A 26,981-nucleotide genomic window follows, 5' to 3' on the forward strand; every position below is an offset into this window, starting at 1 on the left:
ATCATGCTGATGTCACGGCGCCTGGCGGGCACGAAGGACGCCAAACACCGGAAATGATCAGTTTGTTCACGGGCTCTCAGCGCATCCGGGTCACGGTAGTGGTGCTCCATGCAGGTCACCTTCACGGTCATGGCCTGGGCCTCGCCCATGTACAAGATCCTCGTGAACGGGAACGAGCCCCGGCGGTCGACCGGCTCGAGCACACCACTGACCTGCGTGCGAACCCGGGGCTGGCCGCCTTCTTCGGTGAAGATGTTCGTGAGGCAGTAAAGATTGCGGTACGCAAGGCGTGACGCCGTTCTGCCACGAGCAGCTCGCCTGCCAAGTCTCCGCTCTCACCAGCGCTCAGCGGGCCGCCGTCCGCCTCCCGGTCGGCCACGGCCACTTCCCGCTTCCGGGCGTGCAACGCCCGCAGGCACTCGCGCTGAGCGGTGCGTGCCAGCCAGCCCGGCAGCGCGGCCGGCTCCCGCAGCGAGTCCAGCAACTGGGGTTGCTGTCAGTGCTCTGTGTCATGATGCGGACGGTCCCAGGGAGTTGGGCCGCGGTCTGTTGATTGCCAAGGGGTTGGGAATGGGCGCGGGTACGGAGCCGGACGGGCTCGTCCAGGTCCGATGAGGAGTGGGAGCGGTTTCTGCGCGAGTCGGCAGCAGGTGCCGCCGACGCGCCCAAGGAGCCGTCGGCGCGGGCCCGCGAGGTGGCCAAACGGCTGCGCGCGGAACCCAGCAGGGGCATGGAGGGCTGGCGCAGCTACCCGCCTGCGCGGCCCAGGCAGCGCACGAGCTGGTACGTGGTCGGGCTGCTGGCCTCGCTGGTGCTGTTGGTGGTGGCGCTCGCGCCGGAGCGGATAGTGGACTTGTTCACCGACGACGACTCCACGCCTATGGCGGCCGAGACCGCCCGCCCCACCCAGGCACCCCGGGCGGAGGAGGCCCAACGCCCCACCGTGCAGGAGCCGTTCCGCGGATCGCCGGCGGCGAGATGGGCGAGCGGAGCCGCGGGGATCGCCGTGCCGAAGGCCAGGGCGGTCGGCTGGATGAGCGCGGGCGAGGTCGAGCAGGCTCTCGCCCGCAGCCGAGACTTCCTTGTCGCGTCCGGCCTGGACCGCGGGGTGCTGCGGGGCGAGCGCCCCGAGGAAGCGATTGCACTGATCAGCCCGCACCAGAAGGACGTCCAAGACCTTCTGAAGACCGCTTTCCGAACCCCGACCGAGAAGGACGACCCCCTCCTCCTCTTCAGCCGCTTCCAGCCCTCCGACACCCAACTGGTCGGCGACATCGTGAAGACCCGGGGCCGGCTCACCTACCGTGAGGGCGAGCGCGGCGCGCTCCAGGTGACCGCAGACGTCACCTTCGTCTACCCGGTCAGCCGCGCGGACGCGAGCGACGACGAGATCGTGCGCACGATCGTCCGGCGTGAACTGGTCCTGAGCTGGGACAACCCTGACAAGGTGATCACCGAGCCGGGCACGTTCTCGATCGTCTCGTACAAGTACGACGTCACCAACGGCGGCTGTGGCACCACCACGGGCTACTTCACCCCGCCCTTCGGCACGGACCGCGGAGCGGACGAGACCGGCACGCAGATCGACCCGTACGACCGCAGCGCGCCGGTCGGTCAAGGCGCGTCCGCCGGTGAGAATTGCGGGAGGGCGACGCGGTCCTAGCCAGGAGCTGGAAGCCCTGGTGGAGCGCGCCGCGGACGACCCGAGGCGGCTGTGGAGGCACTTCGCGCTTGCAGGGGCGCGAACGGTTTGCCGCAGCCGGTTGAGGACCGAGCTCAGCGGGTCCTCAAGCCGCACAGGCTCTTCGACGCGGTTGATGTGCATCGCGGCCACCGCGCCGTTGTGCGCCGGTGATGCACAGGGCTTCCGGATGGCCGGCCAAAGCCTCCTCCAACTCCGACCACAGGCCGTCGGCGAGGGCCTGGACGCGGGCTGCCACAGCGGAAGGCGCCTGGACAGACATGCGGGCGTGTGACCGGTGCGATCGCGCCGTACCGGTCGATGCGCTTCCCGGGCGGTGGGTGGGCGGGCGGATCAGCGCAGGCCGGCGAAGAGGTCGTTCTCGGGTACGGCCGCGCCGGTGGCGTCCTGGACACGGACGAAGGTCTCCATGCCCATCAACTCGCCGAACCGCTCCTTGCCCATCCTGAGGAAGAAGATGTTCTCGCCCTGACTGGCGTGCGCGGCCAGCGCGTCGAACTTCTGACCGCTGAACGCGGTGGTGTCCACCCACGTGGTGATCTCATCATCGGGCAGGCCGATCTCGGCCAGCGCGGCGGCCTCGACAGGATCCGGCTCCGGCATGTCCTCGTGGAACTCGCGCATGACCTCCCCGAACCGCTGCATCATCGAGCGGGGCATCGTCGTCCAGTACACCTTCGGCGTCAGCGCCGTCATCTCAAGCGCCGCCATCGTGATGCGGTGGGCCTGGATGTGGTCGGGATGGCCGTAGAAGCCGTTCTCGTCGTACGTGACCACCACGTCAGGCCGGTAGTGCCGCATCAGTTCCGCAAGCCGGACTGCGCCTTCCTCCACGGGTGTCTGCCAGAAGGACCCGGGGGCGTCGTTGCCCGGCCAGCCCGCCATCCCGGAGTCGGCATAGCCCAGCATCTCCAGATCGCTGACCTTAAGGACGTCACAGCTCGCCTCAAGTTCCTGACGGCGCATCACGGCGACCGCCGCCGGATCGTGCCCCGGATCGCCCGGCTTGACACCCCCCGGCCCATCCCCGCACCCGCCGTCGGTACACGTCACCAAAACCGTGCGGATGCCCTCCGCCGCGTACCGCGCAAGAACCCCACCGGTTCCGGTGGCCTCATCATCGGGGTGCGCGTGTACTGCCATAAGCGTCAAAGGCCGGTCAGTCATAAAACAGTCCTCCTGCACAAGCACGTCGTGGTCCAAACAGCGCGGCAGGCATGCCGCAATCCTGGGGCCCGGATCCTGAGTGGCGCAGGCGACCTTGTGGTCTCCGTGATCCCCGCCCCTGCAGCGCCGGGCCCCTTGGTCGATGCAACCGTCCCGGCCACGCCGGCTGTTCCCGACGCGGCCACCCGGCCCCTTCCAGACGCCGGGGTCTTCCATCGAACGAGGCACAGGCACGGCCTGCATATCTCAGCACCCACGCCGGACCCGACGTGCATGCGGCACCCGCCGTTGAGATTCCGACACGAAAATTTTCAGACCCTGCAGGACCCTCATACGGCGAAGGCCGATGCTGGTGACGTACCTGTACCGGCCCCACACCCAGCCGAGGCCGACCGCGGCGTCGCTGACCCCCGCCTCGTCCAAGGCCTCCTCGTCGCCGGCGGCCCACCCCCTGGACGATCCGGTCCCCCGTGGCAGACGTGGAGCGTGCGCAACGACGTGACGCACCGGCGCGGCCGGTAGGCCTGCGACTGGTGGAGCGGATGAGCTGACCCCGGATACCACGCCCTTCACGGTCAGGCGGGCAAGGAGGCAGTGGCGGGCGGCGTTATGCGGCGCCCCGTGCGCGACGCGGTCCCGATGCACTCCAGGCTCCTCCGGGACCGGGGCGCGGGCGCGCCGTCCAGCCAGCCGCGCGCGGTGCGCTCGGTGACCGTCAGCCCGGCCGCTGGCTTCGTAACTGACGGGCGGCACCGCTTGTCACCGAGTGGGGACAGCCCTTGGTGACCGCAGGCCAAGAACATGTCGATGAGAACTGACACCGGTCGTGGGCGCACTGCGGCGTGACGCTGCGGGGATCTCCGAGTCCTCCACCGGTCGAGATCGCTGCCCGAGAACGCGCTTCCCCGCCTCTTGGTGACCACGACGTCGCCCTGCCGGGGCACTACGTCGTCATGGATCTCGGTGCCAGGGGCCCCTCGGTGAACAGGCCGGCCCGCACGGCGTTCGTCATCACCCTGTTGCGGGGGCTGACTTCTGGATCGCCCGGCCGTAACCCGAGCACCACGTAGATCACGGTGATACCTGCAGCCCGGGCACCGTCGATCGCCCTGCGCAGGCGTGGCAGATATCCGGAACCGTCATCGGCGATGGCCACGACGTCCCGTTGGACGTCCATCACCAGAAGTGCGCTGTTCGCCATGCTCGCCGTCCCTTCTCCATTGGGAAACAGGAGCAAGTCTGGTGGATCAACCGCCTCAAGGCCGTGCGTACCGACCTCACACTCCGCGCGCTCCACGCCGTCCGCAACCTCGGCATCCTCGCCCATGTGGACGCCGGCAAGACCACCGTGACGGAGCGGATCCTGTTCCTGACCGGTGCCGTACACAAGCGGGGCGAGGTGCACGAAGGCACCACCGTCACCGACTTCGACTCCCAGGAACGCGACCGGGGCATCACCATCTTCGCGGCGACGGTCAGCTGCGACTGGGACGGACACCGGATCAACCTCATCGACACCCCGGGACACGTGGACTTCGCCGACGAGGTGACGCGCTCGCTGCGCGTCCTCGACGGCGCGGTGGCGGTGTTCGACGCCGTCGCCGGCGTCGAACCGCAGAGCGAGGCGGTGTGGCGGGAGGCCGACCGGCACGGCGTCGCGCGCCTGGCGTTCGTCAACAAGATGGACCGCGCGGGCGCCGACCTGGACGCGGCCGTCGCGTCGATCCGGGAACGGCTGGGCACCACCCCCCTGGTGGTGCAGTTGCCGATCCGCCACGAGGAGGGGTTCAAGGGCGTCGTCGACCTGGTGCGGATGCGGGCCGTGGTGTGGCCCTGCGACACCGGCGCGTACGAGGAACGCCCGGTGCCCGAGTCCTTGCGCGTCGAGGCGCTGCGGCGCCGGCGGGCGCTGGAGGAGGCCGTCGCCGAACTGCACCCGCGGGCGCTGGAGGAGTACTGCACGGGCGGCGCGGTCTCGGAGACGGCACTGCGCACGGCGCTGCGCGAACTGACCGGCACGGGTGAGGCGGTGGTGGTGCTGTGCGGTTCGGCGTACCGCAACCGTGGCATCGAGCCGTTGCTGCAGGCAGTGGTGGCGTATCTGCCGTCGCCGGCGGACGTGCCCGCCGTGCGCGGCACGATCGACGGAAGGGAACAGGAGCATGCCGCTGATCCCACGGCGCCCTTGGCCGCGCTGGCCTTCAAGGTGCGCGTGGCGCCCACCGGCCGGATGACGTTCCTGCGGATCTATTCGGGCGTATTGCGAAAGGGGGACACGGTGCTGGACATGGGCGTGGGGCGCACCGAACGGGTCGGCCGGATCCTGCGAGTGCAGGCCGACCGGCACACCGAGACGGACCTGGCCGTGGCGGGGGACATCGTCGCCGTGATCGGTCCGAAGTCGGCGCGTGCCGGTACGACGTTGTGCGCCCCCTCGGCGCCGCTCGTGCTGGAACCGCCCGGCACGGCCGACCCGGTGGTGTCGGTGGCCGTCGGGGCCCGACTCGGCCAGGACACCGACCGGCTGGCCTCGGCGCTGGCCCGGCTGGCAGAGGAGGATCCGTCGCTGGTGGTGCGTACCGATCCGGAGACCGGCCAGACGCTGCTGTCGGGCCTGGGCGAGCTGCATCTGGAGGTGGCGGTGGAGAAACTGCGCCGTGACCGGGGCCTGGAGGTCTCGGTGGGCCGTCCGCAGGTGTCGTACCGGGAGACCGTGGTCCGCGGGGTGACGGGGCTGGTGTACCGGCACGTCAAACAGGACGGCGGCGCCGGGCAGTTCGCCCATGTGGTCCTCGACGTCGAGCCGTTGGACGCTCCGGACGGCGAGGCCGGCTTCGCGTTTTGTTCGACGGTGGTCGGCGGCCGCATCCCGCGGGACTTCGCCCGCGCGGTCGAGGCCGGTTGCCGTGACGCGCTGACGGAGGGTCCGCTGGGCGGTCATCCGGTCACCGGCGTGCGGGTCACGCTCACCGACGGAGCCACGCACACCAAGGACTCCTCGGAGCTCGCGTTCCGCGCCGCCGGCCGGCTCGGACTACGGGAAGCCCTGCGGGCCTGCGCCATGCGGCTGCTGGAGCCGGTCGCCGAGGTGACGGTGACCGTGCCGCAGGACTGTGCAGGGGCGGTCCTGGGCGATCTGGCGGCGCGCCGCGGACGGGTGTCGGCGTCGGCGACGCGCGGCACTACGGCGGTGGTGACCGCCACGGTGCCGCTGGCCGAACTGTTCGGATACGCCTCGCGCCTGTGCGGACGCACCCAAGGCCGGGGCACGTTCACCACCCGCCCGGCGGGCTACGCGCAGGTTCCGCAGGGCCTGACGGCGGGGGCGACGGGACGGTAGCCCGCCGATGAGCCGGCCCCGCACTCCACGGAGTGCGGGGCCGGCTCGATGGAATGAGCAGCCGACCGGCCCAAGTTTCCCCGCCCCTGCGGAGAACTTGGCCACCCAGCCCGGTGAAGTGGCCGCGTGGCCGGGACCGCTGCCGATCGACGCCCTGTACCGCAACTTGGCTCCGGCCCCCGTCGAGGAGTTGCCGACGCCGGGCATGGCCAGGCCGAACACAGCGAAGATCGTCACCTCCCGGCGTGCCCCGGCACCCACCGGGGTCCGCGCACCGGTGTCCCGTCGGAGCGCATGTACGGCTGAACGAAAGACATCTGGTCCTCCCCCGAAACGGTCATGAATATCCTCACCCGCCATACTCAGGATGCCTTCTGGTCGGCGGGCTTCTCGATCCCGGTGGTCAGCCGTGCCCCTCGGAAGAGCACCGGGCCTCCTGCACCGCGGGCGCGAGCTGCCGCACCCAGGGTGGCCCCCACCCGATCGCCCGTCTGGCCAGGAGGCGGTCCCTGTCGTGCAGATCCGCCACCGCTCCCATGACCAGCCGACTTCCCGTCCCCAGCCCTGTCACACCAGGTGCCGTGATCGATTCGGCTTCCGCGCCGCCGGGCCTTGCGGTGAGCCCCGGGAGGGCCTGGACGAGGCCCGCGGCAGGGCTCCACCGCGTCAGGATTCAAGGCGTCGGCGGTCCTCCTCGTCCCACTTGCGGGTGTCGCGCGGCTGTACGTACGGCTCCTCTTCGGCCGGGTGACCGCCCGCGACGGCGCGCTGGCGGGCCAGCTCGGCGTCGAACTCCAGGCCCAGCAGGATCGCCAGATTCGTGATCCACAGCCACACCAGGAAGATGATCACGCCGGCGAAGGTGCCGTAGGTCTTGTTGTAGGAGGCGAAGTTCGCCACGTACACCGCGAACCCGGCCGAGGCGACCATCCAGATCACCAGCGCCAGGAAACTGCCCGGCGTGATCCAGCGGAAGCCGCGGACCTTCGCGTTCGGTGTCGCCCAGTACAGGATCGCGATCATGATCGCGACCAGGACGATCAGCACCGGCCACTTCGCGATCGACCACACCGTCAGCGCCGTGTCGCCTACCCCCAGCGCCGTGCCGATCTCCTGGGCCAGGCCGCCGGTGAACACGACGATCACCGCGCTGATCACAGCCAGGACCATCAGCACCACCGTCACGCCGACGCGGACGGGCAGCACCTTCCAGACCGGGCGGCCCTCGGGAACGTCGTAGACGGCGTTGGCGGCCCTGATGAACCCGGCGACATAGCCGGAGGCCGCCCACACCGCGAGCAGCAGACCTACGATCGCCATGATCGAGCCGATCCCGGCATTGCCCTGCATCTGCTGCACCGCGTTGCTCAGGACATCCCGCGCCGCGCCCGGGGCCAGGTTCTGGATGTTGTCCAGCACCTGCTGCGACGCCGACTGCCCCACGACCCCGAGCAGCGAGATCAGCGCCAGCAGCGCCGGGAACAGCGCCAGGATGCTGTAGTAGGTCAGCGCCGCGGCCCGGTCGGTCAGCTCGTCCTTCTTGAACTCCTTCAGCGTGCCTTTCAGCACCGCCATCCAGGAGCGTTTGGGCAGGTCCGTCGGAGTCTCCGGCGCCTGCTGCTCCACCTGCTCTTCCGGCCCGGTCTCAGGCGCCCGCGCGGTCTCGGCCTTCTGGTCGGTCGCGCCATGCCCGCCGTGCCTTCCATGCCGTTTCAACGTCCGTACCATGCCGCACGAGTATCCGGGCGAGCATCACCTATAAACCTATTCGCGGCATAACATGACAAGATCGACGAAATCGGCCTCGGCCGCGGGCTCGGGCTCCCGCCACCTTGCGAATGAGTACTATCGCAGGCTCGGACATGCACGACGCCCCGCCGTCCGGACCGTACAGGCCTGGAGACGGGGCGAGACGGGCAAGCCCGGCCGGTGGGTTCACTGGCCGGGCTTCTCCGTGCGTCGTCAGGCGGGAGTGATGTTCTCCGCCTGCGGGCCCTTCTGGCCCTGCGTGATGTCGAATCGCACCTTCTGGCCTTCCTGGAGCTCGCGGAAGCCCGTGCTGGCGATGTTCGAGTAGTGGGCGAAGACGTCGGGGCCGCCGCCGTCCTGCTCGATGAAGCCGAAGCCCTTCTCGGCGTTGAACCACTTCACAGTGCCTGTAGCCATGTGTCTGTCTCCTTCAAGGGGACTCGTATCGGACCCCGCACCATGCGGGACCCGGAGGTGATCGCCCTGGTCCGGAGAGGCGTTGAACAGCAAAAACGCCCGTGACTGCGATCACGGGCGAACGGGACTTCGGAACCACGACTGCTGATCACGACGCTACACCGGCTGGTGACGCTCGGCCACTGAAACACAAAGTTCGTCTCGCAAGCTGTGTGACGGCGGCCAAGCCCAAGCCGGCCGAAAGGGGACGTCGCGGGCGTACAGCTGGGCCACGGGCAGGAGGGGAAACGGGGCCGTCGAACCACGGGCGGCCCGCGCTGATCCGCTTCTCGGTCTCCAGTTCCCCGTGGGTCCACTCGGGCGCCTGAGGGTCGCGGCGCAGCCGCTCGGTCGCTTCCTCGCGGACCTGGGGCGGGGGTGCAGCCGGGTCGCCGTATGCGCCAGCGGGGCCAGTTGAGGAAAGAGCGCAGTCACGTCGACTGGCCGCGGCGGGGTGGTACGGATGGCGTTCACAGCGGTGATGCTGCCGGTGGCGTCTGACAATGGGTGCACCGATCCACGTCAGTTGACACCACACAGCTTCCCTGAGGTAGCAGGCAGACCTGAGGAAGATGCCAGCGATGGGGAGTCCGGCCAGGGAGATGGTCGCGGTCTTCTCGTAGCGCGTGGCGATGCCGCGCCACTGCTTCAGGCGGTTGACGCACGGTTCGACGGTGTTGCGCTGTTTATAGGTCTCGCGGTCGAACGCCGGCGGTGCCCCGGCCCGGCTGCCCCGCCGCAGCCGATGGCCACGTTGATTTGCTGGCCCGGGGATCACCGCACGGATGCCGCGCTTGCTCAGGTGATCGCGGATCGCGCAGGAGGAACACGCCTGCGAAGGATCCGGGCGACGAGGAGGTCCAGGAATGATTCAGGTGGTCTGGGGCCAGGCGCGCAGCAGGGCGGCGATCTTCTTGGCTGTGCAGTCCGGAGCGCGCAGCAGATCGCGGAGGGCGAGGGCGTCTTCGCGGGTGGGCTTGACCGGGATGCCGGAGGCCTCCAGGTACATCACGCCGGTCGCGGCGGCGACGGCCATGTTGGAGCGCTCCAGCCAGCGGCAGCGGCCGAGGATGTGCACCAGTGCAGCGGCGCGGGCGTAGGGACCGTCGTAGACAGGTGTTTCCAGGAGTTCGGCTCGGTGGCAGGCGACCGCCGCCACCGGCACGCCGAAGTCGTCGGGAGCCGGACCCCCGGCGCCGGCGAGTTCCGCGACTTGCAGGATCCAGGGGACGTCGATGTGCAGGTCCATTACGCGGCATGCGCTCCGGTGGCCTGGTGGTCCGCGTGCTCCGCCTCGTCGAAGAGCGCCTGGTGCTCGTCGAGGAACCGGCGGGCGGCGTCCAGGCCCCGGTGCCTGAGCCCTTCGGTGTCTTCGCGCACCAGGATGGCGATGTAGTCGCCGAGGCTCAGTCCGCGGTCAGCGGCACGGGCTTCGGCCAACGCTTTGATCTCACTGTCCACGCGGGCACCGAGCTGTGTCTTCGCCATACCTCGATGGTAACAGCTGTTACCAGACTCCGCGTCGCCCTCCGCGTGGACAGACGCCGAGCCGCCGGCGGGCTCGCGGCAGGTCGTGCAGCACTCGCCGTCCGCCATGATCGTCGTGTCCCAGCGGGACATCCGAGGGGAGCAGGTTCTTCCCGCTGTGGAACAACCAAGAACGACGGACCATCCCCACGGGCGCGAGGAGCATGCGGCTGCCCCAGCCGACCGAGGGCGCCTTGCGGGCAGCCAACTCACTGCAGGACACCGAGAAGTTCCTGGCCCTCAGCCGTGATCCGCTTCTGGAGGAGTTCCTCCGCCGACTGCAGGGGCACCCGGTCAGCGACGACGGGCGAGCCGGCATCTGTGCCGGGCCCTGACCGTCTACGGGATCGGCCTGGTGTCGGCGTACGCTGAACGTGGACCTGGCAAGATTTCCGTGCAGGCGGGGTGTGCCACTATGCGCCGGTGACGCTCCGTCACAGGTGGTGATGCGGCCTTCGGTGATGCCGGAGTTGAATGGGGTGGTGATGCCCTGCACGACCGCGGCTGATCCTCGCGGATCCCGGTTCGTTTCCCTTCGGGCCAGGGCAGGCCCCCGGGTGCGGGACCGGGAGGTTGCGCTGCGTCCGCCGCCGGGTCCGCATACCGGACACCTCCCGCTTGCCGCCGTACCGACCCGGTGGGCCCGTCCTGAGCCGCGTCCGCCGGGCTGGTCACCGATACTGAGAAAATGGGCAGACTTGGGCGAAACGTCCTGGCGAGCCGACGGGGCGACCGTGTGCCGCCGAAGGCCGGGCCGACGGAAACCGGCCCGGAGGCCCGTCATCATGCGGCCGGCCGACGTGTGCTGTCGTTGCTGAAACCGCGCAGCGTCGCCGGTCAGGTCTTCTTGCTGCAGCTGGTGGTCCTCCTGCCGCTCATCGCCACGGCCGTGGTGGTGCTCGTGATCCAGGACCGCAACCGCGCGATCCAGGAGGCCGGCGATCGGTCACTGGTGGCGGCCGAGTCGTTCGCGAACGCCAGGGGTACCGCGGAGGCGATGACGAGCGATGACCCGACGGCGGCACTCCAGCCGTATGCCGAGGCGGTGCGCAAGAAGACCGGCGTCGACTACGTCGTGGCGCTGAGCCCCTACGGCTTCCGGTGGACGCACCCGGACCCGGACCAGATCGGGAAGCACGTCTCCACCTCCTACGGCGAGGCGCTCGAAGGCGAGCCCCACCAGACCACGTTCGACAGCAGTCTGGGCAAGGCGGTCGACTCGACGGTGGCCGTCTTCGACGAGAAGGGGACCGCGGTCGGCCTCGTGACCGTGGGGGTCACGGTGGACAAGGTGACCAGTGTGGTGCAGCACCAACTGCCGGTGATCTTCGCCGCGGGCGGTGCCGCGCTGCTTTTGGCCGCGGGTGGGTCGGCGCTGGTCAGCGGGCGCTTGCGGCGCCAGACCCGGGGTCTGGGGCCGGTTGAGATGACCCGCATGTACGAGCACCACGAAGCGGTGCTGCACGCGGTCCGTGAAGGCGTGCTCATTCTGGACGGTGACGGAAGGCTGCTGCTGGTCAACGACGAGGCGCGCCGACTGCTCGCACTGCCGCCGCAGGCCGAGGGCAGGCCGGTCACCGGACTCGGGCTGAGCCAGGCCCTGGCCGAATTGCTGGAATCGGGCCGGGCGGCCACGGACAAGGTCTTCCCGGCCGGGGACATCCTGCTCGCAGTCAATGTGCGGCCGGTGGGCCCGAAAGGGGGCAGCGTGGCCACCCTGCGGGACACCACGGAACTGCGCGCCCTCGCCGGCCGAGCGGACGTGGCGGGCGGGCGCCTGCGACTGCTCTACGAGGCCAGCACGCGGATCGGTACCACCCTCGACATGAAGCGCACCGCCGAGGAGCTGACCGAGGTGGCGGTCCCGCGCTTCGCCGACTTCGCCACCGTAGAGCTGGTGGAGCCCGTGCTGCTCGGTGAGGAACCGGCAGGGGCGCGTCTGGACATGCGCCGCATCGCAGCCGCGGGCATCCGGGAGGATGCGCCCCTCTACCCCGTCGGGAGGCTGATGCGCTACGCACCCGACAACCCCGTGGCCATCGGGGTGACCACCGGACGGCCGGTCCTGGTGGCGCACCTCGCCGGGGCCGGTGGATGGCGGGCCCAGAACCCGGAGCGGGCACGGAAAGTGATCACCTACGGTATCCACTCCATGATCTCGGTGCCGCTCCGGGCCCGAGGCCAATTGCTCGGGGTCGTGGAGTTCTGGCGTTCGGAGCAGGACCCCTTCGAGCCGGACGACCTGTCCCCCGCCGAGGAACTCGCCGCCCGGACTGCCGTGTGCATCGACAACGCGCGCCGCTACACCCGCGAGCACACCACGGCCGTCACCCTCCAGCGCAGCCTGCTGCCCGGCGCGCTCCCCGAGGTGTCCGCCTTGGAGGTCGGGCACCGGTACCTGCCTGCCCAGGCGGGGGTGGGCGGCGACTGGTACGACGTCATCCCGCTGCCGGGGACCCGCGTGGCCCTGGTGGTCGGCGACGTCGTCGGACACGGTCTGCACGCCGCCGCGACGATGGGTCGCCTGAGGACCGCGGTGCACAACTTCGCCGCCCTTGACCTGCCTCCGGACGAGCTTCTCGCGCACCTGGACGACCTGATCACCCAGATCGACCAGGACGCGGCAGCCCAGGGCAAGACCGATACGGTCACCGGTGCCACCTGTCTGTATGCGGTCTACGATCCGGTCTCCGGGCGGTGCGTCGTTGCCCGCGCCGGTCATCCCGGTCCGGCGCTGGTCGCACCCGACGGCTCCGTGACCTTCCCCGACATTCCCGTCGCCCCGCCACTCGGCGTGGGAGGAGGTCTGCCGGTCGAGACGGCCGAACTCCGGCTGGCCGCCGACAGCCGACTGGTCCTCTACACCGACGGCCTGGTCGAGACCCGGGGCCGTGACATCGACATCGGGCTCGCCATGCTGAGGGAGGCGCTCGCCCGTACGGACGGCGCCACCCCGGACGACACCTGCCGGGCGGTGCTCGACGCGATGCTGCGCACCAGGTCGAGTGACGATGTCGCCCTGCTCGTCGCACGCACCCGGCTGCTCGACCCGGAACAGGTGGCGGAGTGGGAGGTGCCCCACGACCCCGCGGCCGTTCCTCGAATCCGCGCCGAGGCAACCCTCAGGCTGGCAGCCTGGGGGCTGGGTGAGGCGGTCTTCACGACGGAGCTGATCCTCAGCGAACTGGTCACGAACGCCATCCGGTACGGAAAGAGCCCCATCCGTCTGCGACTGCTGCACGACCGCGACAGCCTGATCTGCGAGGTCGCCGACAGCACCAGCACCTCCCCACACCTGCGCCGCGCAGCCTTCACCGACGAAGGGGGCCGTGGTCTGTTTCTCGTCGCGCAGATGTCCCGCCGCTGGGGGACCCGGTACACCGACCGCGGGAAGATCATCTGGGCTGAGCAGGCACTCGATGCCGGAGCCGCCGGAGACCTCAGCGGTCTCCTCATGGCGGACCTGTGAAGCGGTACGGAAACCGGGCCGCCGCGCGCCCCTGGGTGCGCGCACGCCCGGAGCGTTCAGGGGCCGTCGTCGACCGTGAGGTACGGGATCTTGGCCGGGTCCTGGCCGAAAGCGGCCCCGAGATAGACGGCCGACAGTTTGGCGAGCGTGCCGTCGTCGATCAGCTGCCTGATGATCCGGTCCAGCACGTCCTTGTCGGGCGACCGCTTCGGGTACAGGGCGCCGTAACCCTGGTCGGTCCGGTACTGGCCCACGAGGCGCACCCTGCTTTCCTGCTTCTGGGGATACGCCAGCAGAATGGTCGTGTCGTGGACGACTGCGTCGATCCGGCCCTCCTCCAGCGCCGTGATCAACTCCGGGTCGTTGGCGAAGGCGGTGACGGGCTTGGTCGGCTTGATGCGGTTCTGGACGAACTCCTCGCCCGTGGTGCCCTCGGCCACTCCGATCCGGACGTCACGGATATTGTCTTCGTTGATCTTCTCACCGTCCCTGATCAGCAATCCCAGGGTCGAGGACAGATAGGGCGGGGAGAACTCGGCGACCTTGCTCCGTTCCGGGGTGATCGTGATCTGCGCCAGGGCCAGGTCGAAGTCCTTGGTCCGGCCGGACACGACCTCCGGGAAGGGCGCGTTCTCCACCTTCACCCGGTCCAGTCCGGACCGGTAGGCGATGTTGGCGGCCATGCAGTACTCGTAGCCGCTCGTGACGGAGTCCGGGGTATCGCCGTTCCACCAGCCGGGCGCGGGCAGGGTCGTTTTGACCGTCAGGGCACCCGCAGTCTCGGGTGACATGCGAAACTCCCCGTACTTCCCCGAAACCGGGCAGTCGCCGTACTGGACGTCCGACGATTCCGACCCGCCCTGGTCACAAGCCGCTGTCGCGACGATGAGCGCCACGCTGACAGCCAGAGAGACGGTCGCTGCCGCGGCGCGCATCTTTGCACCTCCGGTAGGGGCATACTCCTTGAGTCACCATAAATCACCCCGAACCATACGACTGCCGGAGCCACGTGGGAGGACTCCGGATCGCGGGTCCGGTCGCCCGTCTTCCGGCGGGGCCGCAGTGGCCGCCGGAGCACGAACCATTTCCCGGTCGTGCCGCGCCGCGGCCGGTCCGCACTCCGGCGTGATCAGCCTGCCATGGCTCCTCGATGCTCCGGAACGAGGTCGGCGACGACGCCCTGCGCGCGGGCCCGTCGTATCCGGGACCGGGCCCGGGCCCGGCGGATTCTCGGTTCCTGCACAGGGTCCTTGCCTACCACGGGTGGTCACTGCTCCCCCTGACGCGGTGCGAGCGGTCCCGTCTTGGGGGCCACGCATTTGTCAGCGATGGTCTTGTCGCCCGCCGCTGAGCCCTCCAGACAGAGCCGGCCACCGTTGATGCGCAGGTCGAGAAGGAACCGTCGCGTCATGCGCAGCCTCCGGTCAAGGCCGTTCGCTGCACATGAGGACGCGTACTCAACAGCGGGAAGGACTTGCCATCTCCGTCCCTGGGAAACGCTGCAACCTGCTCGGCCAGGCCGGGCGACAGCCGGCGTGCGGACGGGGTTCGCTTGCGGGTCGGTACGGCCTCCTATGTGGTGATCCCGTGGGCTCGGGTCCCGCCCGAAGATCACTGCCGGCCGCACGGTCAGGGGACCGTGGGGCCGGCAGTGGGTGTTGTTTGCTGTGGGTCAGTCGGCCGGGGTCAGGGCGACCTCGGCGCTGCCCGAGAGGGACGGCAGGCCGTCCGGGGGAGAGTCCTTGTAGGTGGCGTTGAAGACCGCCTTCAGGTTGTCCGCACCGGCGTGACCGCCGTCCACGAACGTCTTGAACGATCCGGAGCAGCCACTGCTCGAGGAGAGCGGGTGACCGTGCGAGTCGTGGCCCAGGATGAACGAGACACTGACCTTCGAGCAGTCCACCGGCTGGTCGTCGGTGACGGTGACCTGCCAGGTGACCGTGTCACCCCAGCGGAACGGCGTACCGCCGTGCGGAGCCGGGTCGGTGGTGAGCGAGACGACCGGCGCCTTGTTGCCGACCACGACGGGAACCGACACGGAGGCCGAGCGCCCGGTGCGGTCGGTGACCTTCAGCGTGGCGTCGAAGACGCCGTTCTCGGTGAAGGTGAGCGCTCATCGACGAAGCCACCGCCCACGCCTTCGACGAACTCACCCAGCGCTATGTGGACGGACTCGCACAGCACGGCGGGCAGCGCGGCGCCGCCCAGGAGGCGCTGATCGACGCCTACCTCTCCCCCGAACACCGCGACAGCCCGGCGGACGGGTGCCCCGTCGCCGCACTCGCCACCGACATGGCGCGCGAAGGCGAAGACCGTGGGGCCCGCCGGATCTACACCGAGGGCGTGCGCGACTTCGCCGAGTGGCTCGCCACCGAGGACCAGGACGGCATCACCAGGCTGTGCACCATGTTCGGCGCACTCGTCCTGGCCCGAGCCACCAGCGGTTCCCCGCTCTCCGAGGAGATCCTCACGGCTGCGCGCGCGGCATTGACGGCAGCCGACTGATCAGTGCCATGCTGCCGGGCAGCCGGCCGCGGGACATCAGGCACGGCCCCAGACTTCCGCGACAGCAGCGAACTATGCCTGACCAGCACAGACCACCGGGAGTTGAGCGTTCCGTCCGTCTTCCTCGGTGGGCCCGCCTGTTGGACCCTCAAATTCAGCAACAGCGGGCGGGCCGTCGACGGACTGCGGACTACGCCGGGACAAGGACGGTGAGCCATTCCGCTTCACGTGCCCGGTACCCGTAACGGTCCATCAGGCCTGACACGATCGCAGGGACGTGGCCGGCTCCGTAGACGATGGCTACCCGGATCGGTTCGTCGGCGCGCTCCGCGAGGAGCTCACCGAGCGCGTCGAGCAGCCGTTTGTCGCGCCGATCGGTCAATGCATGCTCCAAAGGATCGTCGGCCATCATTTCCGCGCGCAGCGTCGACGGCAGATCGTCGACCGCCAGGTCCTCGTCGAGGAACGCGCGCGGACCGCGCAGGGCGAATACCAGGCCCATGGCGGGAGCCCCGGCCATGAGGAGCGCGTACGTCCACCGTGGCAGTGCCTTGAGGTCCGCGATTGCCTCTGCCGCGGTCACGTCCGGTTTGATGACCGGCACGGACTCGGGGAGCAGCACCTCATCGCGTTGTTCCTGCAGGCCGTTGCGCCGACGCCGTGGGGCGAACCGGTAGGCGAGCGTGAGGGCACTGATCCCGGCTGACTTCCCTCGGATTCCTTCCATGACGATGAGGTCGCACTCCCTGAGCCTGAGGCGGACTTGGGCGTAGAACGTCGGTGAAGCCACATGCAGCATCGGGAAGACGACGAATTCAAGTGGTGTGCCTGTCCGTCTCATGGTGATGACGGCAGATCGGACGGCATACCCGGTCACCTCGATGATCTGCATGATTCCCCCGCGAACCTGGGCCAGTTGTGCCTTTCGTCCGTACCGGGACACGAGTCCGCCCCGGCCCGCGGTTCCCGCCGGTGAAGGCCGCGGCGGACCGCGTCGCGGAGGTGACGACCCACGTGGACCAGGCTCGTCGGTTTACCGGGTGCGTACGACGGCCTCCAAGACCTCATGGACGGTGTTCGCGGGGTGGCCGAGGGCGGCTTCCAGTGTGGGGTCGGTGGAGTTGAACTCACCATTGCGGGAGGCGGCGAACATCGTCAAGGCGAACTCCGCAGCCGGCCGTGGCATCCCGTCGGCCACCGCTGCGGATATCCACTCCTCGTCGCCCATGACGACTCGGGCGAAGGGCCGACCGGTGATGCGGCTGAGGATTTCGGCGACGCCGGCGAAATCCAGCGTGTGGGGGGCTGTCAGCGGTGGCGTGATCCCTTCGAGTGCTCCGTCTTCGGTCAGGGCGACGGCCGCGGCTTCTGCCAGGTCCTCGTGGGCCGTCCAGGACACCGGGCCGTCCTGCGGCACGGCGAGCGTGCCGGACTCCAGTGCCGCGCCGACGTAGTGGCCCAAGGTGGAGGCATAGAACCCGTTGCGAAGGGCGGTGTAAGGGACTCCTTGCTGCTTGAGGTGCTCCTCGGTGGCCGCGTGGACCTTCTGCGGCGGGAAAACCGACGTGGGAGAGGCAGCCTGGTGGCTGGTGTACACGATGCGTTGGGCGCCCGCTTCCCGTGCTGCGTCGATGGCGGCGCTGTTGGCGGTCAATGCGCCGCCGCCCCGGATGGCCGCGGAGATGACCAGGACGCGCTCGGCGCCCTCGAATGCGTGCTTCAGACTGCCGGGTTCGGTGAAGTCTCCCGCTCGGACTCGGACGCCACGCTCGGCGAGGTCGGCGGCCTTGCTCACGTCGCGCACACTGACGCCGATCCTGTCGGCCGGTGCCCGTTCCAGCAGGCGGTTCACGATCAGCGACCCGAGGTGGCCGGTGGCTCCCGTAACGATCAGCATGGGTGCTCCCATCCGAGGATGTTTCCAATGGAATCAGAAGTACGGTAACATTGATAATTCCGTTGGATGCAAGGGGCGTCTTCTTCCGACGTCCGACCAGCGACGCGTGCAGGTCTCGGCGGAACCCTGGCGATATCGGCGATAACATCACCTGTCACGCGTGGGCGATACCATCGTCTCCATGGCACCGAGCACGCAGCGGCGAGACATCACCCGGGAGCGCATCGTGAAGGCCGCGGCCAGCCTGCTGCGCGACCAAGGGCCGAGCGCGGTGACCACGCGCCGCGTGGCCCACGAGGCCGGGCTGCAGCCTCCTGCTCTTTACCGCCTCTTCCAGGACAAGGACGACCTGCTGGATGTCGCCGCGGAGCGCGTCTTCGCCGAACATGTGGCGAGCAAGCAGACCACCGCGCCCGCGGACGACCCTGTAGAAGACCTCCGCGCCGGATGGAACACGCAGATCAGCTTCGGCCTGGCCAACCCGTACGTCTACGGCCTGCTGCTCGACCCGGCCCGCGCACGCGACACCCCGGCACAGGTCAAGGGTGTGCAGATCCTTGCCGAGCGTGTGCACCGAATCGCCGCCGCCGGGCGGCTTCGGGTGAGCGAGGAACGCGCCGTCAACCTCATCCGCGCGGCGGGAGTCGGAACCGTCCATACCCTGCTGACGCTGCCGCCAGAGCGAAGCGACCCGCACCTGGCCGACGCCGCCTTCGACGCGATCGCTCGCGCCATCCTGGCAGATGGGCCCGCTGTTCCCGCCCAGGACCCGGCGGCCGCCGTTGCGGCCTTCCGAACCCTCCTTCCCGAACTGCCCACTCTCAGCAAAGCCGAGGCCACGCTGCTCGACGAGTGGCTGCAGCGCTGAACCAGCACCGCGCTACGGCCCAGGCCACGATGGCAGAGATCCGACCACCTCCCGTTGTGGGTTGCCAAACTTGTAGGCCTGATGCAGCGCACTCATGACCGACGGCCGGACACCTCCCCTTCGTCGGGTCCTCACCAGCGCATCCGTCTCTCTGATCGGATACGTCCTGAACCACCGGACCGAACGCCGTACTGGGACAAGAACAGGAAGAGCAACAACGTCAGCTCAGGCTCGACGCCGCCATGCGCGCCGGCCAGTTGGTCTCCCCGACTGAATCGGGGCCCCCGCACCCGGCGGCTATTGCCCCGGGACTCCTCGCACTCACCCAACTCGACTACGCCGACCTCGCCGTGGCACTCCTGGTGGATCTGTGGTCGGACGACGACGAGGACAAGATCTCGGACGAGACAGCCATTTTGGTGATCGACGCCGCGCTGCGCTCCACGTCCTCCAGCGCCCAACTCGTCGCAGCGGAGTTGCTGTGCCGCAACGCCGAAAGACTCGACGCCTGCCAGTCGTTGCACTGGCCGAGCTCTGGTGAGGGTGACCAAGACAAGCCCAGCAGAAGAGGGCGCCCTGCGCTCGATCGCGACTCCGTGACTTCGACTTCACGGACTTCGTCCACGGCTCACAAATGGTGACGATCGACGACCTGAAGCGTGCGGCGATAGAGCGCCGCCGACAATCCTGACGGTTACCTGGCGAAGCTCTCGGACGATCTCGGCGAGGACCTCAGCCAGTGGGCCGCTTCCTGCCGTCCGCAGCCTCTGCGACCGGGAGCTCTGTCCACGGCCGCGCTGCGATCGTGGCGGACCGCTCTCAGCAGCCCCGCAGGTCTGCACACGCCATGAGCAGCAGTGGGACGCCGTCGGCCTCCAGCGTTCCGGCGGCCGGTCACAGCGGCAGCGGGTCGATGTCGAAGATCAGTGCAGGTCACCGAACTCCACGCCCGCTACACCTTCGCCCGAGGACGCAGCGCCCAATGGCGAGAACACTGGCAGTCAGCCGGCACAGCAACCCCTACCACCACCACGTGGCTCATCAGCGATGGGTCGCCTTACGCCTGGCTCCATGCCCGGTGCCGCCTCCTCGCGTACGACCACGTCACCGCGGTCATCAACACCGGGACGGCGAACAGTGGGGCGAAGACGCAGGCCCAGACGGTCCGCGCCGTACCACCCGACAAGTACGACTGGCTCTCGACGGTGAAGACGACCACGAGTTGCCACGCTGCCACCAAGAGCAGAACGGCCGAGGCGGTCCAGGACAACGCGTCGAGAGTGCGGGGCGCAGCGGCTGCCACCGGGCGCTGACCAGGGAACAGGGCGGCCAGTTCGGCGAGGACGGAGAGAGCGACGACATACGCGATGCCCCAGCCCGGGATCTCGTAGACGTCCCGCAGGACCTGGTCGCCGTACCCGACGTAGACACCGCAGGCCATCGCGATCCGCCACAGTCCGGAGGGGAGAGCGCACTGGGCGATGGCGTGGGCGGCGCGGCGGGCCCAGGCAGGTGCGGAGGCAGATTGGGGAAGTGAAGCGGTCGGTGTGGGCATGGCCTCCATACTGGTTGGGGAGATGGCAGCCACGCGTCGTCCGCTACGGCGGACCGTCTCCACCCGTGCGGCGGAGAGTGTCCCCTGCTCAGGTCCTGCCTCAGGGGGGCCAGGACTATGGCGACGGCCCCAGACCGCAACCGGCGCTCTCGTGTGCCCGACGCGGTGATCGGAAACCATGCGGACTTCGGGCTGGTCGGCCTACGATCCAGGCAATCCGAGAGGGGCGCGAATGAGCCGCGGCATACGCACGATGGAGGACGTCCTCCAGCTCCTGGACAGCCTGTTCGTCCCCACAGCCGATCGCTGGACGGCACAGGCCGGTTCGTGGTGGGACAGCTTCTACACCGACCGGTCCAAGCCCGTCCCGTTCTTCGCGGCGAAACCGGACGAGAACCTCGTCTCGTACCTGGATCGCGGCCTCATCACCCAAGGCCGTGCCCTCGATCTGGGGTGCGGTCCGGGCCGCAACGCCGTGCACCTTGCCTCGCTCGGCTTCGACGTCGACGCCGTCGACCTCTCACCTGCGGCTATCGCCTGGGCTCGGGAGCGTGCGCACGAGGCGGGGGCCGAGGTCCGCTTCCTGTGCGGCGATGCCTTCTCGCTGGCAGGCAGCGAACTGAACGGCACCTACGATCTGATCTACGACTCCGGCTGCTTTCACCACCTGCCGCCACACCGCCGCATCAGCTACCTGGCCCTCCTCGACCAACACCTCGCCCCCGGCGGCCGGTTCGGCCTCGCCTGCTTCGCCGCCGGCGCCATGGGATCGGACCTGTCGGACGCGGAGCTGTATCAGCAGGGCCGCCTCGACGGTGGTCTCGGCTATACGGCGGAGTCACTGCGGTGGATCTTCAACGGTCTCACCGAGATCGAAGTGCGGCGCATGCACGACGAGCCGCCCGGGTCCCCGTACTTCGGCGAATCCTTCCTGTGGACAGGCCTGTTCGGCCGAGACAGCCAACGGACCGCAAACGGGGCCTCAGCCGCCGGTCAATGAGGTGCAGCGGCGTTGCACCCTGTCCGCCATGGGAAGTCCGAAGGTCCGCGGACTGGTCCTGCCTGTGCGGCTGACGTCGCTGCTCCGTCAAGGTCTTTGGCGCCATCCCGGAGACCCGGAGCTGGCGAGGCTGATCCCGTGGTTCGAGGATCCGCTCCACTTCCTTACGAGCCCGGAGCACATGACGAGGGACTCCCGCGCCGGTCGCGGCGGCGGCCCAGTTCGGCGGCCGTGCTCCGGACAGAGACGCCGACTGCGGCCGGGTCCTCGATCTGTCCGCCCCGGCCCTGGCCGGCGCCGTGGCCTGCACCGTGTGCGCCGGCTCGGCGCTGGGCCAGATCACTCTCGTACGGCCTCACGGCCGCGCCGTCCTGCCTGCCTGCCTGCCTGCCTGCCTGCCTGCCTACCGCGTGCGGTCTGCTCATCGCCGGCATGCCTCTGCTCGCCGCCGGGCTCGCCGCGGGATCGCTCGTGCTCCTGGTGGCTGCCGGCGGGGCGGCCGGGCTCGGCCAGGGTGTGGCGTTCCGAGCGGGCCTGACCGTGCTGAACACGCAGGCACCCGGCGAGCGGCGAGCCGAAGTCGCCTCCGCCTTCTTCCTGGTGATGTACACGGCGATCGCGCTGGCCGTGATCGGCGTGGGGCTTGCCGCCGACGCGGTGGGCCTGCGGGCTGCCGGGATCGGCTTCAGCCTGGCCGTGGCACTGGTGGCCGCGAGCGCTCTGGTGGCCCTGCTGGCGCCGGGCCGTTACGAAAAGCGTCCCGCATGAGCGGGGCGAACTCTCGCCGCATCCCGCTGACGCCTCACTCCCGACGACGGGCCCCCGGCCCCGGCCGGGCGGAGACGTCCCTGGGCGCCAGGGCAACGTGCTCCTGCGCGCACTCGACGACGACGTGAACCGGGGCCCCGCAGTGGGCGTGCCGCATGTCCAGCACCCCTGCCCAGCGCGCGCCGCGCCTGAATGACGCCGGGTCCAGCCCCGCTTCCGCCCAGGTGCCGCCGGCCCACCACAGGCCGCCGAGCAGCAGCGCGCTGACCGCCACCGCCGTCAGCGGCCCGAACGGAGATCCCCAGCGATGGCCGGCGACATTGGTCAGCGCGAGCACGCCCACGGTGACGTACACAGCCGGCCAGACGCCGATCGGGCGTCGGAGGCAGCGGGCGAGCACGCCGGACGGTCGCACCGTTTCATCGTCCTCCCGGACCCCTGACCTGGCGCTCACGCCCTCGGGCGTCCGAGCGCCACCGCGTAGCGGAGGGGCCTTTGAGACGTATCGAATGGAAATGTCTCATGGTGGGGTCTTTGATGGTTTGCAGCAGACGGTTTCCCCGTCCGCTTCCGCCGAGAGGAGGACCTTCTCGTGAACACGCCGCACCGTGGACGGACGGCGGCGAGAAGGAGCCTGGACGACGCGCTACTGTCCGCCCTCTTCTCGCAATCGCCGATCGGCCTCCAGGTCTGGGACCCACAGCTGCGGCTGGTCCGGGCCAATACCGCCACCCGCCGCATCGAGAGCGTCACCTTCGAGGAGCTGGTGGGCAGACCGCTTCCCGAGGTGCTGGGCGCCTTCGCCGTCACCGATCCCGACTTTCTCCTCCACACGGCCAGAAGCGTTCTGGAGACCGGCATTCCGGTGCTCGACCAGCACGTCCACGCACGGAAGCCACGGAATCCAGCAGTAGAGCTCTTGTTGTCCGTGGCCCTGTTCCGTCTGGACGACACGGACGGCACGGTCCTGGGGCTGACGTCGGCCGTCACCGACATCAGCGAGCAGACCCGCGCGCAGGCCGGCCTCAGACTGCTCAACCGGGCCGCGGTCAGCGTCGGGACCACCCTCGGCATGTTCCGTACGGCCGAGGAAATGTGCGACCTGGCCGTGCCGCAGCTGGCTGACGCCGTGGCCGTGGACGTACTCGACCCTGTGCTGCGCGGCGAGACCTCCGCTCCCCTGGCCATGGATGAGAGCGCGCTGCTGCGTTGTGTGGGCTTCCATGCGCTGTCCGACGTCGGCGCCGAGGCATCGGACCCGCGCGCCGTGAGAAATGCCGATATCCACCCCATCGGCACGCCCTACCAACAAGTGCTGTCCACCCTGGCGCCTCGCCTGGTCCGCCTCCCGGACCCGGACAACACATGGCTGGTCCCCACCCGCCGTCGCGACGCGGCACTGAGGTCCGCGGGCGTCCATTCCATGATGGTGATGCCGCTGCGCGCCCGCGGCGGCCTGCTGGGACTCGCCCGCTTCTACCGCTGGCGCAATCCTGCCCCCTTCGAGGCCGACGACCTGGCGCTGGCGGAGCAGCTGGCGGCCTACACGGCCCTGTGCGTCGACAACGCCCGGCTGTACCACCGCGAACTTGCCGCGGCCCGGATGCTGCACCACCACATCCGGCAGTCCGTGACATCGAACTCCCCCGCCGTGGAGACCGCTCGCGCCTACCTGCCCACCGGCACGGACGCCGGCTGGTTCGACGTCATCCCGCTGTCCGGCGCGCGCGTCGCCCTCGTGGCCGGGGACAGCCCGGCCGACCGCCTCGACGCCATCGCGTCCATGGCCGAACTACGCGCGGCCATGGCGGCCCTGTCCCAGCTCGACATCCCGCCGGACGAACTGATGGAGCGGCTCCACGACCTGGCCGGCAGCCCCGCGTCGGCCCCCTCGGGCACCCTCGGCACATCGCCACGGCCCGACCGCGACTCGCCCGCCACCTGCCTCTACGCCGTCTACGACCCCGTGAGCCGCATCTGCACGATGGTCAGCGCCGGACATCCAGCACCCGCTCTCGTCCACCCACACGGTGACGTCGAGCTGCTCGATGTTCCCCAGGGCCCGCCACTCGGCCACGGCATCGCCCGGCACAGCGCCGTGGAATACGTCCTCCCCGAACACAGCATCCTCGTACTGTCCGGCACCTCACTGCTCCAGGGCGCCGATCCGGACTCCGCCGTGCACGTGGACGGGCTGCGCCGCGTCGCCACGCCTCCTCCCTTCTCGCTCCAGGCCCTGTGCGACGCGATCACCGAAGCGATCGCCCTCAGACAGCCGGCCCAGGGCGTCGCTCTCCTCCTGGCCCGCGTCAGCCCGCTGGACAGCGATCAGACCGCCGCGTGGACGCTGCCCAACGACCCGCGGGCCGCATCCCGCGCGCGCAAAGAGGTGACCGCGCGCCTCGCCGACTGGGGCCTTGACGACCTCGCCAACGGCAGCGCGCTCATCGTCAGCGAGCTCGTGACCAACGCGTTCCGCTACGCACAGGGCCCCATCGAGCTCCGGCTCATCCGCGACCGAGCACTCATCTGCGAGGTCACCGACGAGAGCAACGCCTCGCCGCACCTGCGACGCGCCGAGGAGAACGACGAGGGCGGCCGCGGGCTCTTCATCACCGCGCAGCTCTCCGAACGCTGGGGCATCCGCCCCTCCCCTCGCGGCAAGACCATCTGGGTGGAGCAGCCGCTGCCCGCCGGCGCCGAGCCGCGCTGACCCGGCGACAACACGCGCCCCGAGTGATCCACATCGAGCGCTGAACTGTGCTACGGTTTGCGTGTTGCAGTTGTGGTACCCATGAACCTATGTGCGCCTGACGGGAATGTTCCATCGGGCGCATATTTTGTTTTTCCGGCATCTCCGGATGGGGCCTCTGCCTACAGAAGGAGAACGTCATGGCACAGGGAACCGTGAAGTGGTTCAACGCCGAAAAGGGTTTCGGCTTCATCGAGCAGGACGGCGGCGGTCCGGACGTCTTCGCCCACTACTCGAACATCGCGACGCAGGGCTTCCGTGAGCTCCAGGAGGGCCAGCGGGTCTCCTTCGACGTCACGCAGGGCCAGAAGGGCCCGCAGGCGGAGAACATCGTCCCCGCCTGATCGCCCGGACGCGTATCCGCTCGACCGGGGTCCGCACCGTCTTGGTGCGGACCCCGGTTTGTGCTGTTTCCAGGAAGGCAATTAACTGCATGACCCGCAGGCCCCAGAAGTCGAACCGGCGTGCCTCGTCCCCCGCACCCTCCGCGTCGGCGCCCAGGGAATTCCGGCTGCCGGAAAGCACGACACCCGCACTTCCCGCCGTCGAGGACTTCGCCGGTATGGACATGCCCGCGGGACTGCTCAAGACCCTCACCGCGCAAGGCGTCACCACCCCCTTCCCCATCCAGGCCGCCACGCTGCCGAACTCGCTCGCCGGCCGTGACCTGCTGGGTCGGGGCCGCACCGGCTCCGGCAAGACCCTCGCGTTCGGGCTCGCGCTCCTGGCCCGTACGGCCGGACTGCGCGCGGAGCCCAAGGCACCCCTCGCGCTCGTACTGGTGCCCACCCGTGAACTCGCCCAGCAGGTGACGGACGCGCTCACCCCCTACGCGACGGCCGTGAACCTCCGGATGGCCACCGTGGTCGGCGGTCTCTCCCTCACCAAGCAGGCCGCTGTGCTCCGGCGCGGCGCCGAGGTGCTCGTGGCGACCCCGGGCCGGCTCAACGACCTTGTGGAGCGCGGGGACTGCGTGCTCGGCAACGTCCGCATCACGGTGCTGGACGAAGCCGACCAGATGACCGACATGGGCTTCCTGCCGCAGATCACCAAGGTGATCCAGCAGGTGAGGCCGGACGGACAGCGCATGCTGTTCTCGGCCACCCTGGACCGCAACATCGACCGCCTGGTGCAGCGATTCCTCACCGACCCCGTGGTGCACTCCGTCGACCCGTCCGCGGGGGCGGTCACCACGATGGAGCACCACGTGCTCCACGTCCTGGACGAGACCGACAAGAAGGCCGTCACCACGCGTATCGCGGCCCGTGACGGCCGGGTCATCCTCTTCCTCGACACCAAGCGGTCCGCCGACCGGCTCACCAAGCGGCTCCTGTCCGTCGGTGTCCGCGCGGCCGCACTGCACGGCGGCCGCTCCCAGCCGCAGCGCAACCGCACCCTGGAACAGTTCAAGACCGGCCAGGTCACCGCGCTGGTCGCCACGAACGTCGCGGCCCGGGGCATACACGTCGACGACCTCGACCTCGTCGTGAACGTCGATCCCCCCACCGACCACAAGGACTACCTCCACCGCGGCGGCCGCACCGCCCGCGCCGGCGGCTCCGGCAGCGTGGTCACGCTGGTCCTGCCCGACCAGAAGCGGGACGTCACCCAGCTCATGTCGAACGCGGGCATCAGCCCCCGGACGGCCCGCGTCACCTCCAGCGACGCGGCACTTGCCACCATCACCGGCGCCCGTGAGCCCTCCGGCGTGCCCGTCATCATCGAGGTCCCCCAGCCGGCGACACCGCAAGCGTCCCGCCCGGCCCGCAAGTCCGGCACCGAGGCCGGCAAGCAGTCCGGCCGCCGCCGGAGCGGTGGCCGGGCCGGAGCGGCGGCAGGTACGGCGAACGGAACGGCGAGCCGAGGCTCCGACCGCCGCGCCCCTGCCGGGGCAGCAGCGGCCGGCGGGACTACCGCCACCGGGGGGCGCACGTCTGCCCGCCGCACCGCAGCAGGCGGCGCTACGACTGCTGCCGGCGCCGCGGGCGGCCGGAGCACCGACCGCCGCGGCTCGGCCGGTGCGGCGAACAGCGCCGCCTCCGGCAAGGCTGTCCGCGGAACGGGCCGACGCGCCACGGCCGGCGGAGCCACGGGCGGCGCTGGTGGCAACGGCGGCCGCGGTTCCGACCGCCGCGGGGTCCGTCGTAACTCTGCGACGTAGGGGATTCCTTACGGATCACCACCCCGGGGCCGGGGTGGTGATCCGAAGGCTCCAACCCGTCGGCA

24 protein-coding genes and 2 pseudogenes are annotated in these 26,981 nt (G+C 69.7%); 13 read left to right on the plus strand and 13 right to left on the minus strand.

Features of this window, described 5'->3' with window-relative positions; genetic code table 11:
- Positions 1-293 (plus strand): hypothetical protein (locus tag RMT89_RS34505; protein WP_315887694.1); only part of this gene is annotated, 293 nt, incomplete at its 5' end.
- A gap of 260 nt (positions 294-553) precedes the next feature.
- The gene (locus tag RMT89_RS34510; RefSeq protein ID WP_399498543.1) at positions 554-1,663 is read left to right on the plus strand and encodes a hypothetical protein; all 1,110 of its coding nucleotides are present in this window, start codon (positions 554-556) and stop codon (positions 1,661-1,663) included.
- A 372-nt stretch (positions 1,664-2,035) separates the two neighbouring features.
- On the opposite strand, the gene RMT89_RS34515 is transcribed toward RMT89_RS34510, so the two are convergent.
- Together RMT89_RS34515 and RMT89_RS34520 are read right to left on the minus strand one after the other, a co-directional pair.
- Positions 2,036-2,869: a PIG-L family deacetylase gene (locus RMT89_RS34515; RefSeq protein WP_315887695.1), complete on the minus strand. Its 834-nt coding sequence runs from the start codon at positions 2,867-2,869 to the stop codon at positions 2,036-2,038.
- Positions 2,870-3,744: 875 nt separating this feature from the next.
- Positions 3,745-4,070: pseudogene (locus RMT89_RS34520) on the minus strand (cysteine hydrolase family protein); the annotation flags it as partial.
- A gap of 63 nt (positions 4,071-4,133) precedes the next feature.
- On the opposite strand from RMT89_RS34520, the gene fusA reads away from it, so the two are divergent.
- Positions 4,134-6,209, plus strand: coding sequence for an elongation factor G (gene fusA / locus RMT89_RS34525; RefSeq protein ID WP_315887696.1), 2,076 nt, complete (start codon positions 4,134-4,136; stop codon positions 6,207-6,209).
- Positions 6,210-6,875: 666 nt separating this feature from the next.
- Here the strand turns inward: fusA and RMT89_RS34530 are convergent.
- From RMT89_RS34530 to RMT89_RS34545, 4 genes are all read right to left on the minus strand, one after another.
- Positions 6,876-7,937: a YihY/virulence factor BrkB family protein gene (locus tag RMT89_RS34530; protein ID WP_315887697.1), complete on the minus strand. Its 1,062-nt coding sequence runs from the start codon at positions 7,935-7,937 to the stop codon at positions 6,876-6,878.
- Positions 7,938-8,171: 234 nt separating this feature from the next.
- A complete protein-coding gene (locus RMT89_RS34535) occupies positions 8,172-8,375 on the minus strand; it encodes a cold-shock protein (RefSeq protein ID WP_315887698.1) in 204 nt (67 codons plus the stop codon).
- 910 nt (positions 8,376-9,285) lie between these two features.
- Entirely contained in the window at positions 9,286-9,663 is a 378-nt protein-coding gene (locus RMT89_RS34540; protein WP_315887699.1) for a fic family toxin-antitoxin system, toxin component, read from the minus strand.
- Positions 9,663-9,902 (minus strand): hypothetical protein, encoded by a 240-nt coding sequence (locus RMT89_RS34545; protein WP_315887700.1) that lies wholly within the window; start codon positions 9,900-9,902, stop codon positions 9,663-9,665. Before RMT89_RS34545 ends, RMT89_RS34540 begins: the two co-directional genes overlap by 1 nt.
- A gap of 203 nt (positions 9,903-10,105) precedes the next feature.
- On the opposite strand from RMT89_RS34545, the gene RMT89_RS34550 reads away from it, so the two are divergent.
- Positions 10,106-10,276 (plus strand): hypothetical protein, encoded by a 171-nt coding sequence (locus RMT89_RS34550; protein WP_315887701.1) that lies wholly within the window; start codon positions 10,106-10,108, stop codon positions 10,274-10,276.
- A gap of 353 nt (positions 10,277-10,629) precedes the next feature.
- Positions 10,630-13,410 carry a SpoIIE family protein phosphatase gene (locus RMT89_RS34555; protein ID WP_315887702.1) on the plus strand — a complete coding sequence of 927 codons (2,781 nt, stop codon included), beginning with the start codon at positions 10,630-10,632 and terminating at the stop codon, positions 13,408-13,410.
- A gap of 56 nt (positions 13,411-13,466) precedes the next feature.
- On the opposite strand, the gene RMT89_RS34560 is transcribed toward RMT89_RS34555, so the two are convergent.
- The 3 genes from RMT89_RS34560 to RMT89_RS34570 all read right to left on the minus strand — a co-directional run bounded on the left by RMT89_RS34560 (position 13,467) and on the right by RMT89_RS34570 (position 15,448).
- Positions 13,467-14,201 (minus strand): ABC transporter substrate-binding protein, encoded by a 735-nt coding sequence (locus tag RMT89_RS34560; RefSeq protein ID WP_315887703.1) that lies wholly within the window; start codon positions 14,199-14,201, stop codon positions 13,467-13,469.
- A 476-nt stretch (positions 14,202-14,677) separates the two neighbouring features.
- On the minus strand, positions 14,678-14,821 hold the full coding sequence (locus tag RMT89_RS34565) for a hypothetical protein (protein WP_315887704.1): 144 nt from the start codon (positions 14,819-14,821) through the stop codon (positions 14,678-14,680).
- 261 nt (positions 14,822-15,082) lie between these two features.
- Positions 15,083-15,448, minus strand: coding sequence for a hypothetical protein (locus RMT89_RS34570; RefSeq protein WP_315887705.1), 366 nt, complete (start codon positions 15,446-15,448; stop codon positions 15,083-15,085).
- A 71-nt stretch (positions 15,449-15,519) separates the two neighbouring features.
- On the opposite strand from RMT89_RS34570, the pseudogene RMT89_RS34575 reads away from it, so the two are divergent.
- Positions 15,520-15,915, plus strand: a pseudogene (locus RMT89_RS34575) (TetR/AcrR family transcriptional regulator); the annotation flags it as partial.
- A 190-nt stretch (positions 15,916-16,105) separates the two neighbouring features.
- Here RMT89_RS34575 and RMT89_RS34580 read toward each other — a convergent pair.
- Positions 16,106-16,807, minus strand: coding sequence for a hypothetical protein (locus RMT89_RS34580; RefSeq protein ID WP_315887706.1), 702 nt, complete (start codon positions 16,805-16,807; stop codon positions 16,106-16,108).
- Between the two features lie 141 nt (positions 16,808-16,948).
- Positions 16,949-17,812 carry an NAD(P)H-binding protein gene (locus tag RMT89_RS34585; protein WP_315887707.1) on the minus strand — a complete coding sequence of 288 codons (864 nt, stop codon included), beginning with the start codon at positions 17,810-17,812 and terminating at the stop codon, positions 16,949-16,951.
- Between the two features lie 181 nt (positions 17,813-17,993).
- Between RMT89_RS34585 and RMT89_RS34590 the strand changes: the two genes are divergently transcribed.
- Both RMT89_RS34590 and RMT89_RS34595 read left to right on the plus strand, forming a co-directional pair.
- Positions 17,994-18,680, plus strand: coding sequence for a TetR/AcrR family transcriptional regulator (locus RMT89_RS34590; protein WP_315887708.1), 687 nt, complete (start codon positions 17,994-17,996; stop codon positions 18,678-18,680).
- 350 nt (positions 18,681-19,030) lie between these two features.
- Positions 19,031-19,321: a hypothetical protein gene (locus tag RMT89_RS34595; protein WP_315887709.1), complete on the plus strand. Its 291-nt coding sequence runs from the start codon at positions 19,031-19,033 to the stop codon at positions 19,319-19,321.
- A gap of 416 nt (positions 19,322-19,737) precedes the next feature.
- Here RMT89_RS34595 and RMT89_RS34600 read toward each other — a convergent pair whose 3' ends face one another.
- Positions 19,738-20,235 (minus strand): hypothetical protein, encoded by a 498-nt coding sequence (locus RMT89_RS34600; protein WP_315887710.1) that lies wholly within the window; start codon positions 20,233-20,235, stop codon positions 19,738-19,740.
- Positions 20,236-20,467: 232 nt separating this feature from the next.
- Between RMT89_RS34600 and RMT89_RS34605 the strand changes: the two genes are divergently transcribed.
- On the plus strand, positions 20,468-21,235 hold the full coding sequence (locus tag RMT89_RS34605) for a class I SAM-dependent methyltransferase (RefSeq protein ID WP_315887711.1): 768 nt from the start codon (positions 20,468-20,470) through the stop codon (positions 21,233-21,235).
- 432 nt (positions 21,236-21,667) lie between these two features.
- Complete coding sequence (locus RMT89_RS34610) at positions 21,668-22,003, plus strand: hypothetical protein (RefSeq protein WP_315887712.1); 336 nt, start codon at positions 21,668-21,670, stop codon at positions 22,001-22,003.
- Between the two features lie 34 nt (positions 22,004-22,037).
- Here RMT89_RS34610 and RMT89_RS34615 read toward each other — a convergent pair whose 3' ends face one another.
- Positions 22,038-22,418 (minus strand): hypothetical protein, encoded by a 381-nt coding sequence (locus tag RMT89_RS34615; protein WP_315887713.1) that lies wholly within the window; start codon positions 22,416-22,418, stop codon positions 22,038-22,040.
- 177 nt (positions 22,419-22,595) lie between these two features.
- Here RMT89_RS34615 and RMT89_RS34620 point away from each other — a divergent pair, with 177 nt between their 5' ends.
- The 3 genes from RMT89_RS34620 to RMT89_RS34630 all read left to right on the plus strand — a co-directional run bounded on the left by RMT89_RS34620 (position 22,596) and on the right by RMT89_RS34630 (position 26,916).
- A complete protein-coding gene (locus RMT89_RS34620; RefSeq protein WP_315887714.1) occupies positions 22,596-24,716 on the plus strand; it encodes a SpoIIE family protein phosphatase in 2,121 nt (706 codons plus the stop codon).
- Positions 24,717-24,895: 179 nt separating this feature from the next.
- Positions 24,896-25,099: a cold-shock protein gene (locus RMT89_RS34625; protein ID WP_030069301.1), complete on the plus strand. Its 204-nt coding sequence runs from the start codon at positions 24,896-24,898 to the stop codon at positions 25,097-25,099.
- 89 nt (positions 25,100-25,188) lie between these two features.
- Entirely contained in the window at positions 25,189-26,916 is a 1,728-nt protein-coding gene (locus tag RMT89_RS34630; protein WP_315887715.1) for a DEAD/DEAH box helicase, read from the plus strand.
- Positions 26,917-26,981 lie beyond the last annotated feature (65 nt).

It is taken from the genome of Streptomyces sp. P17, assembly GCF_032436805.1.
Classification (GTDB): Bacteria; Actinomycetota; Actinomycetes; order Streptomycetales; family Streptomycetaceae; genus Streptomyces.

Coding starts and splice junctions, on each gene's coding strand:
- RMT89_RS34550 (WP_315887701.1), top strand. CDS start 10,106: ATGCGGCTGCCCCAGCCGACCGAGGGCGCCTTGCGGGCAGCCAACTCA.
- RMT89_RS34530 (WP_315887697.1), bottom strand. CDS start 7,937: ATGGTACGGACGTTGAAACGGCATGGAAGGCACGGCGGGCATGGCGCG.
- RMT89_RS34600 (WP_315887710.1), bottom strand. CDS start 20,235: ATGCCCACACCGACCGCTTCACTTCCCCAATCTGCCTCCGCACCTGCC.
- RMT89_RS34610 (WP_315887712.1), top strand. CDS start 21,668: ATGCCTCTGCTCGCCGCCGGGCTCGCCGCGGGATCGCTCGTGCTCCTG.
- RMT89_RS34515 (WP_315887695.1), bottom strand. CDS start 2,869: ATGACTGACCGGCCTTTGACGCTTATGGCAGTACACGCGCACCCCGAT.
- RMT89_RS34630 (WP_315887715.1), top strand. CDS start 25,189: ATGACCCGCAGGCCCCAGAAGTCGAACCGGCGTGCCTCGTCCCCCGCA.
- RMT89_RS34555 (WP_315887702.1), top strand. CDS start 10,630: ATGGGCAGACTTGGGCGAAACGTCCTGGCGAGCCGACGGGGCGACCGT.
- RMT89_RS34545 (WP_315887700.1), bottom strand. CDS start 9,902: ATGGCGAAGACACAGCTCGGTGCCCGCGTGGACAGTGAGATCAAAGCG.
- RMT89_RS34580 (WP_315887706.1), bottom strand. CDS start 16,807: ATGCAGATCATCGAGGTGACCGGGTATGCCGTCCGATCTGCCGTCATC.
- RMT89_RS34625 (WP_030069301.1), top strand. CDS start 24,896: ATGGCACAGGGAACCGTGAAGTGGTTCAACGCCGAAAAGGGTTTCGGC.
- RMT89_RS34565 (WP_315887704.1), bottom strand. CDS start 14,821: ATGACGCGACGGTTCCTTCTCGACCTGCGCATCAACGGTGGCCGGCTC.
- RMT89_RS34535 (WP_315887698.1), bottom strand. CDS start 8,375: ATGGCTACAGGCACTGTGAAGTGGTTCAACGCCGAGAAGGGCTTCGGC.
- RMT89_RS34540 (WP_315887699.1), bottom strand. CDS start 9,663: ATGGACCTGCACATCGACGTCCCCTGGATCCTGCAAGTCGCGGAACTC.
- RMT89_RS34605 (WP_315887711.1), top strand. CDS start 20,468: ATGAGCCGCGGCATACGCACGATGGAGGACGTCCTCCAGCTCCTGGAC.
- RMT89_RS34560 (WP_315887703.1), bottom strand. CDS start 14,201: ATGTCACCCGAGACTGCGGGTGCCCTGACGGTCAAAACGACCCTGCCC.
- RMT89_RS34590 (WP_315887708.1), top strand. CDS start 17,994: ATGGCACCGAGCACGCAGCGGCGAGACATCACCCGGGAGCGCATCGTG.
- RMT89_RS34585 (WP_315887707.1), bottom strand. CDS start 17,812: ATGCTGATCGTTACGGGAGCCACCGGCCACCTCGGGTCGCTGATCGTG.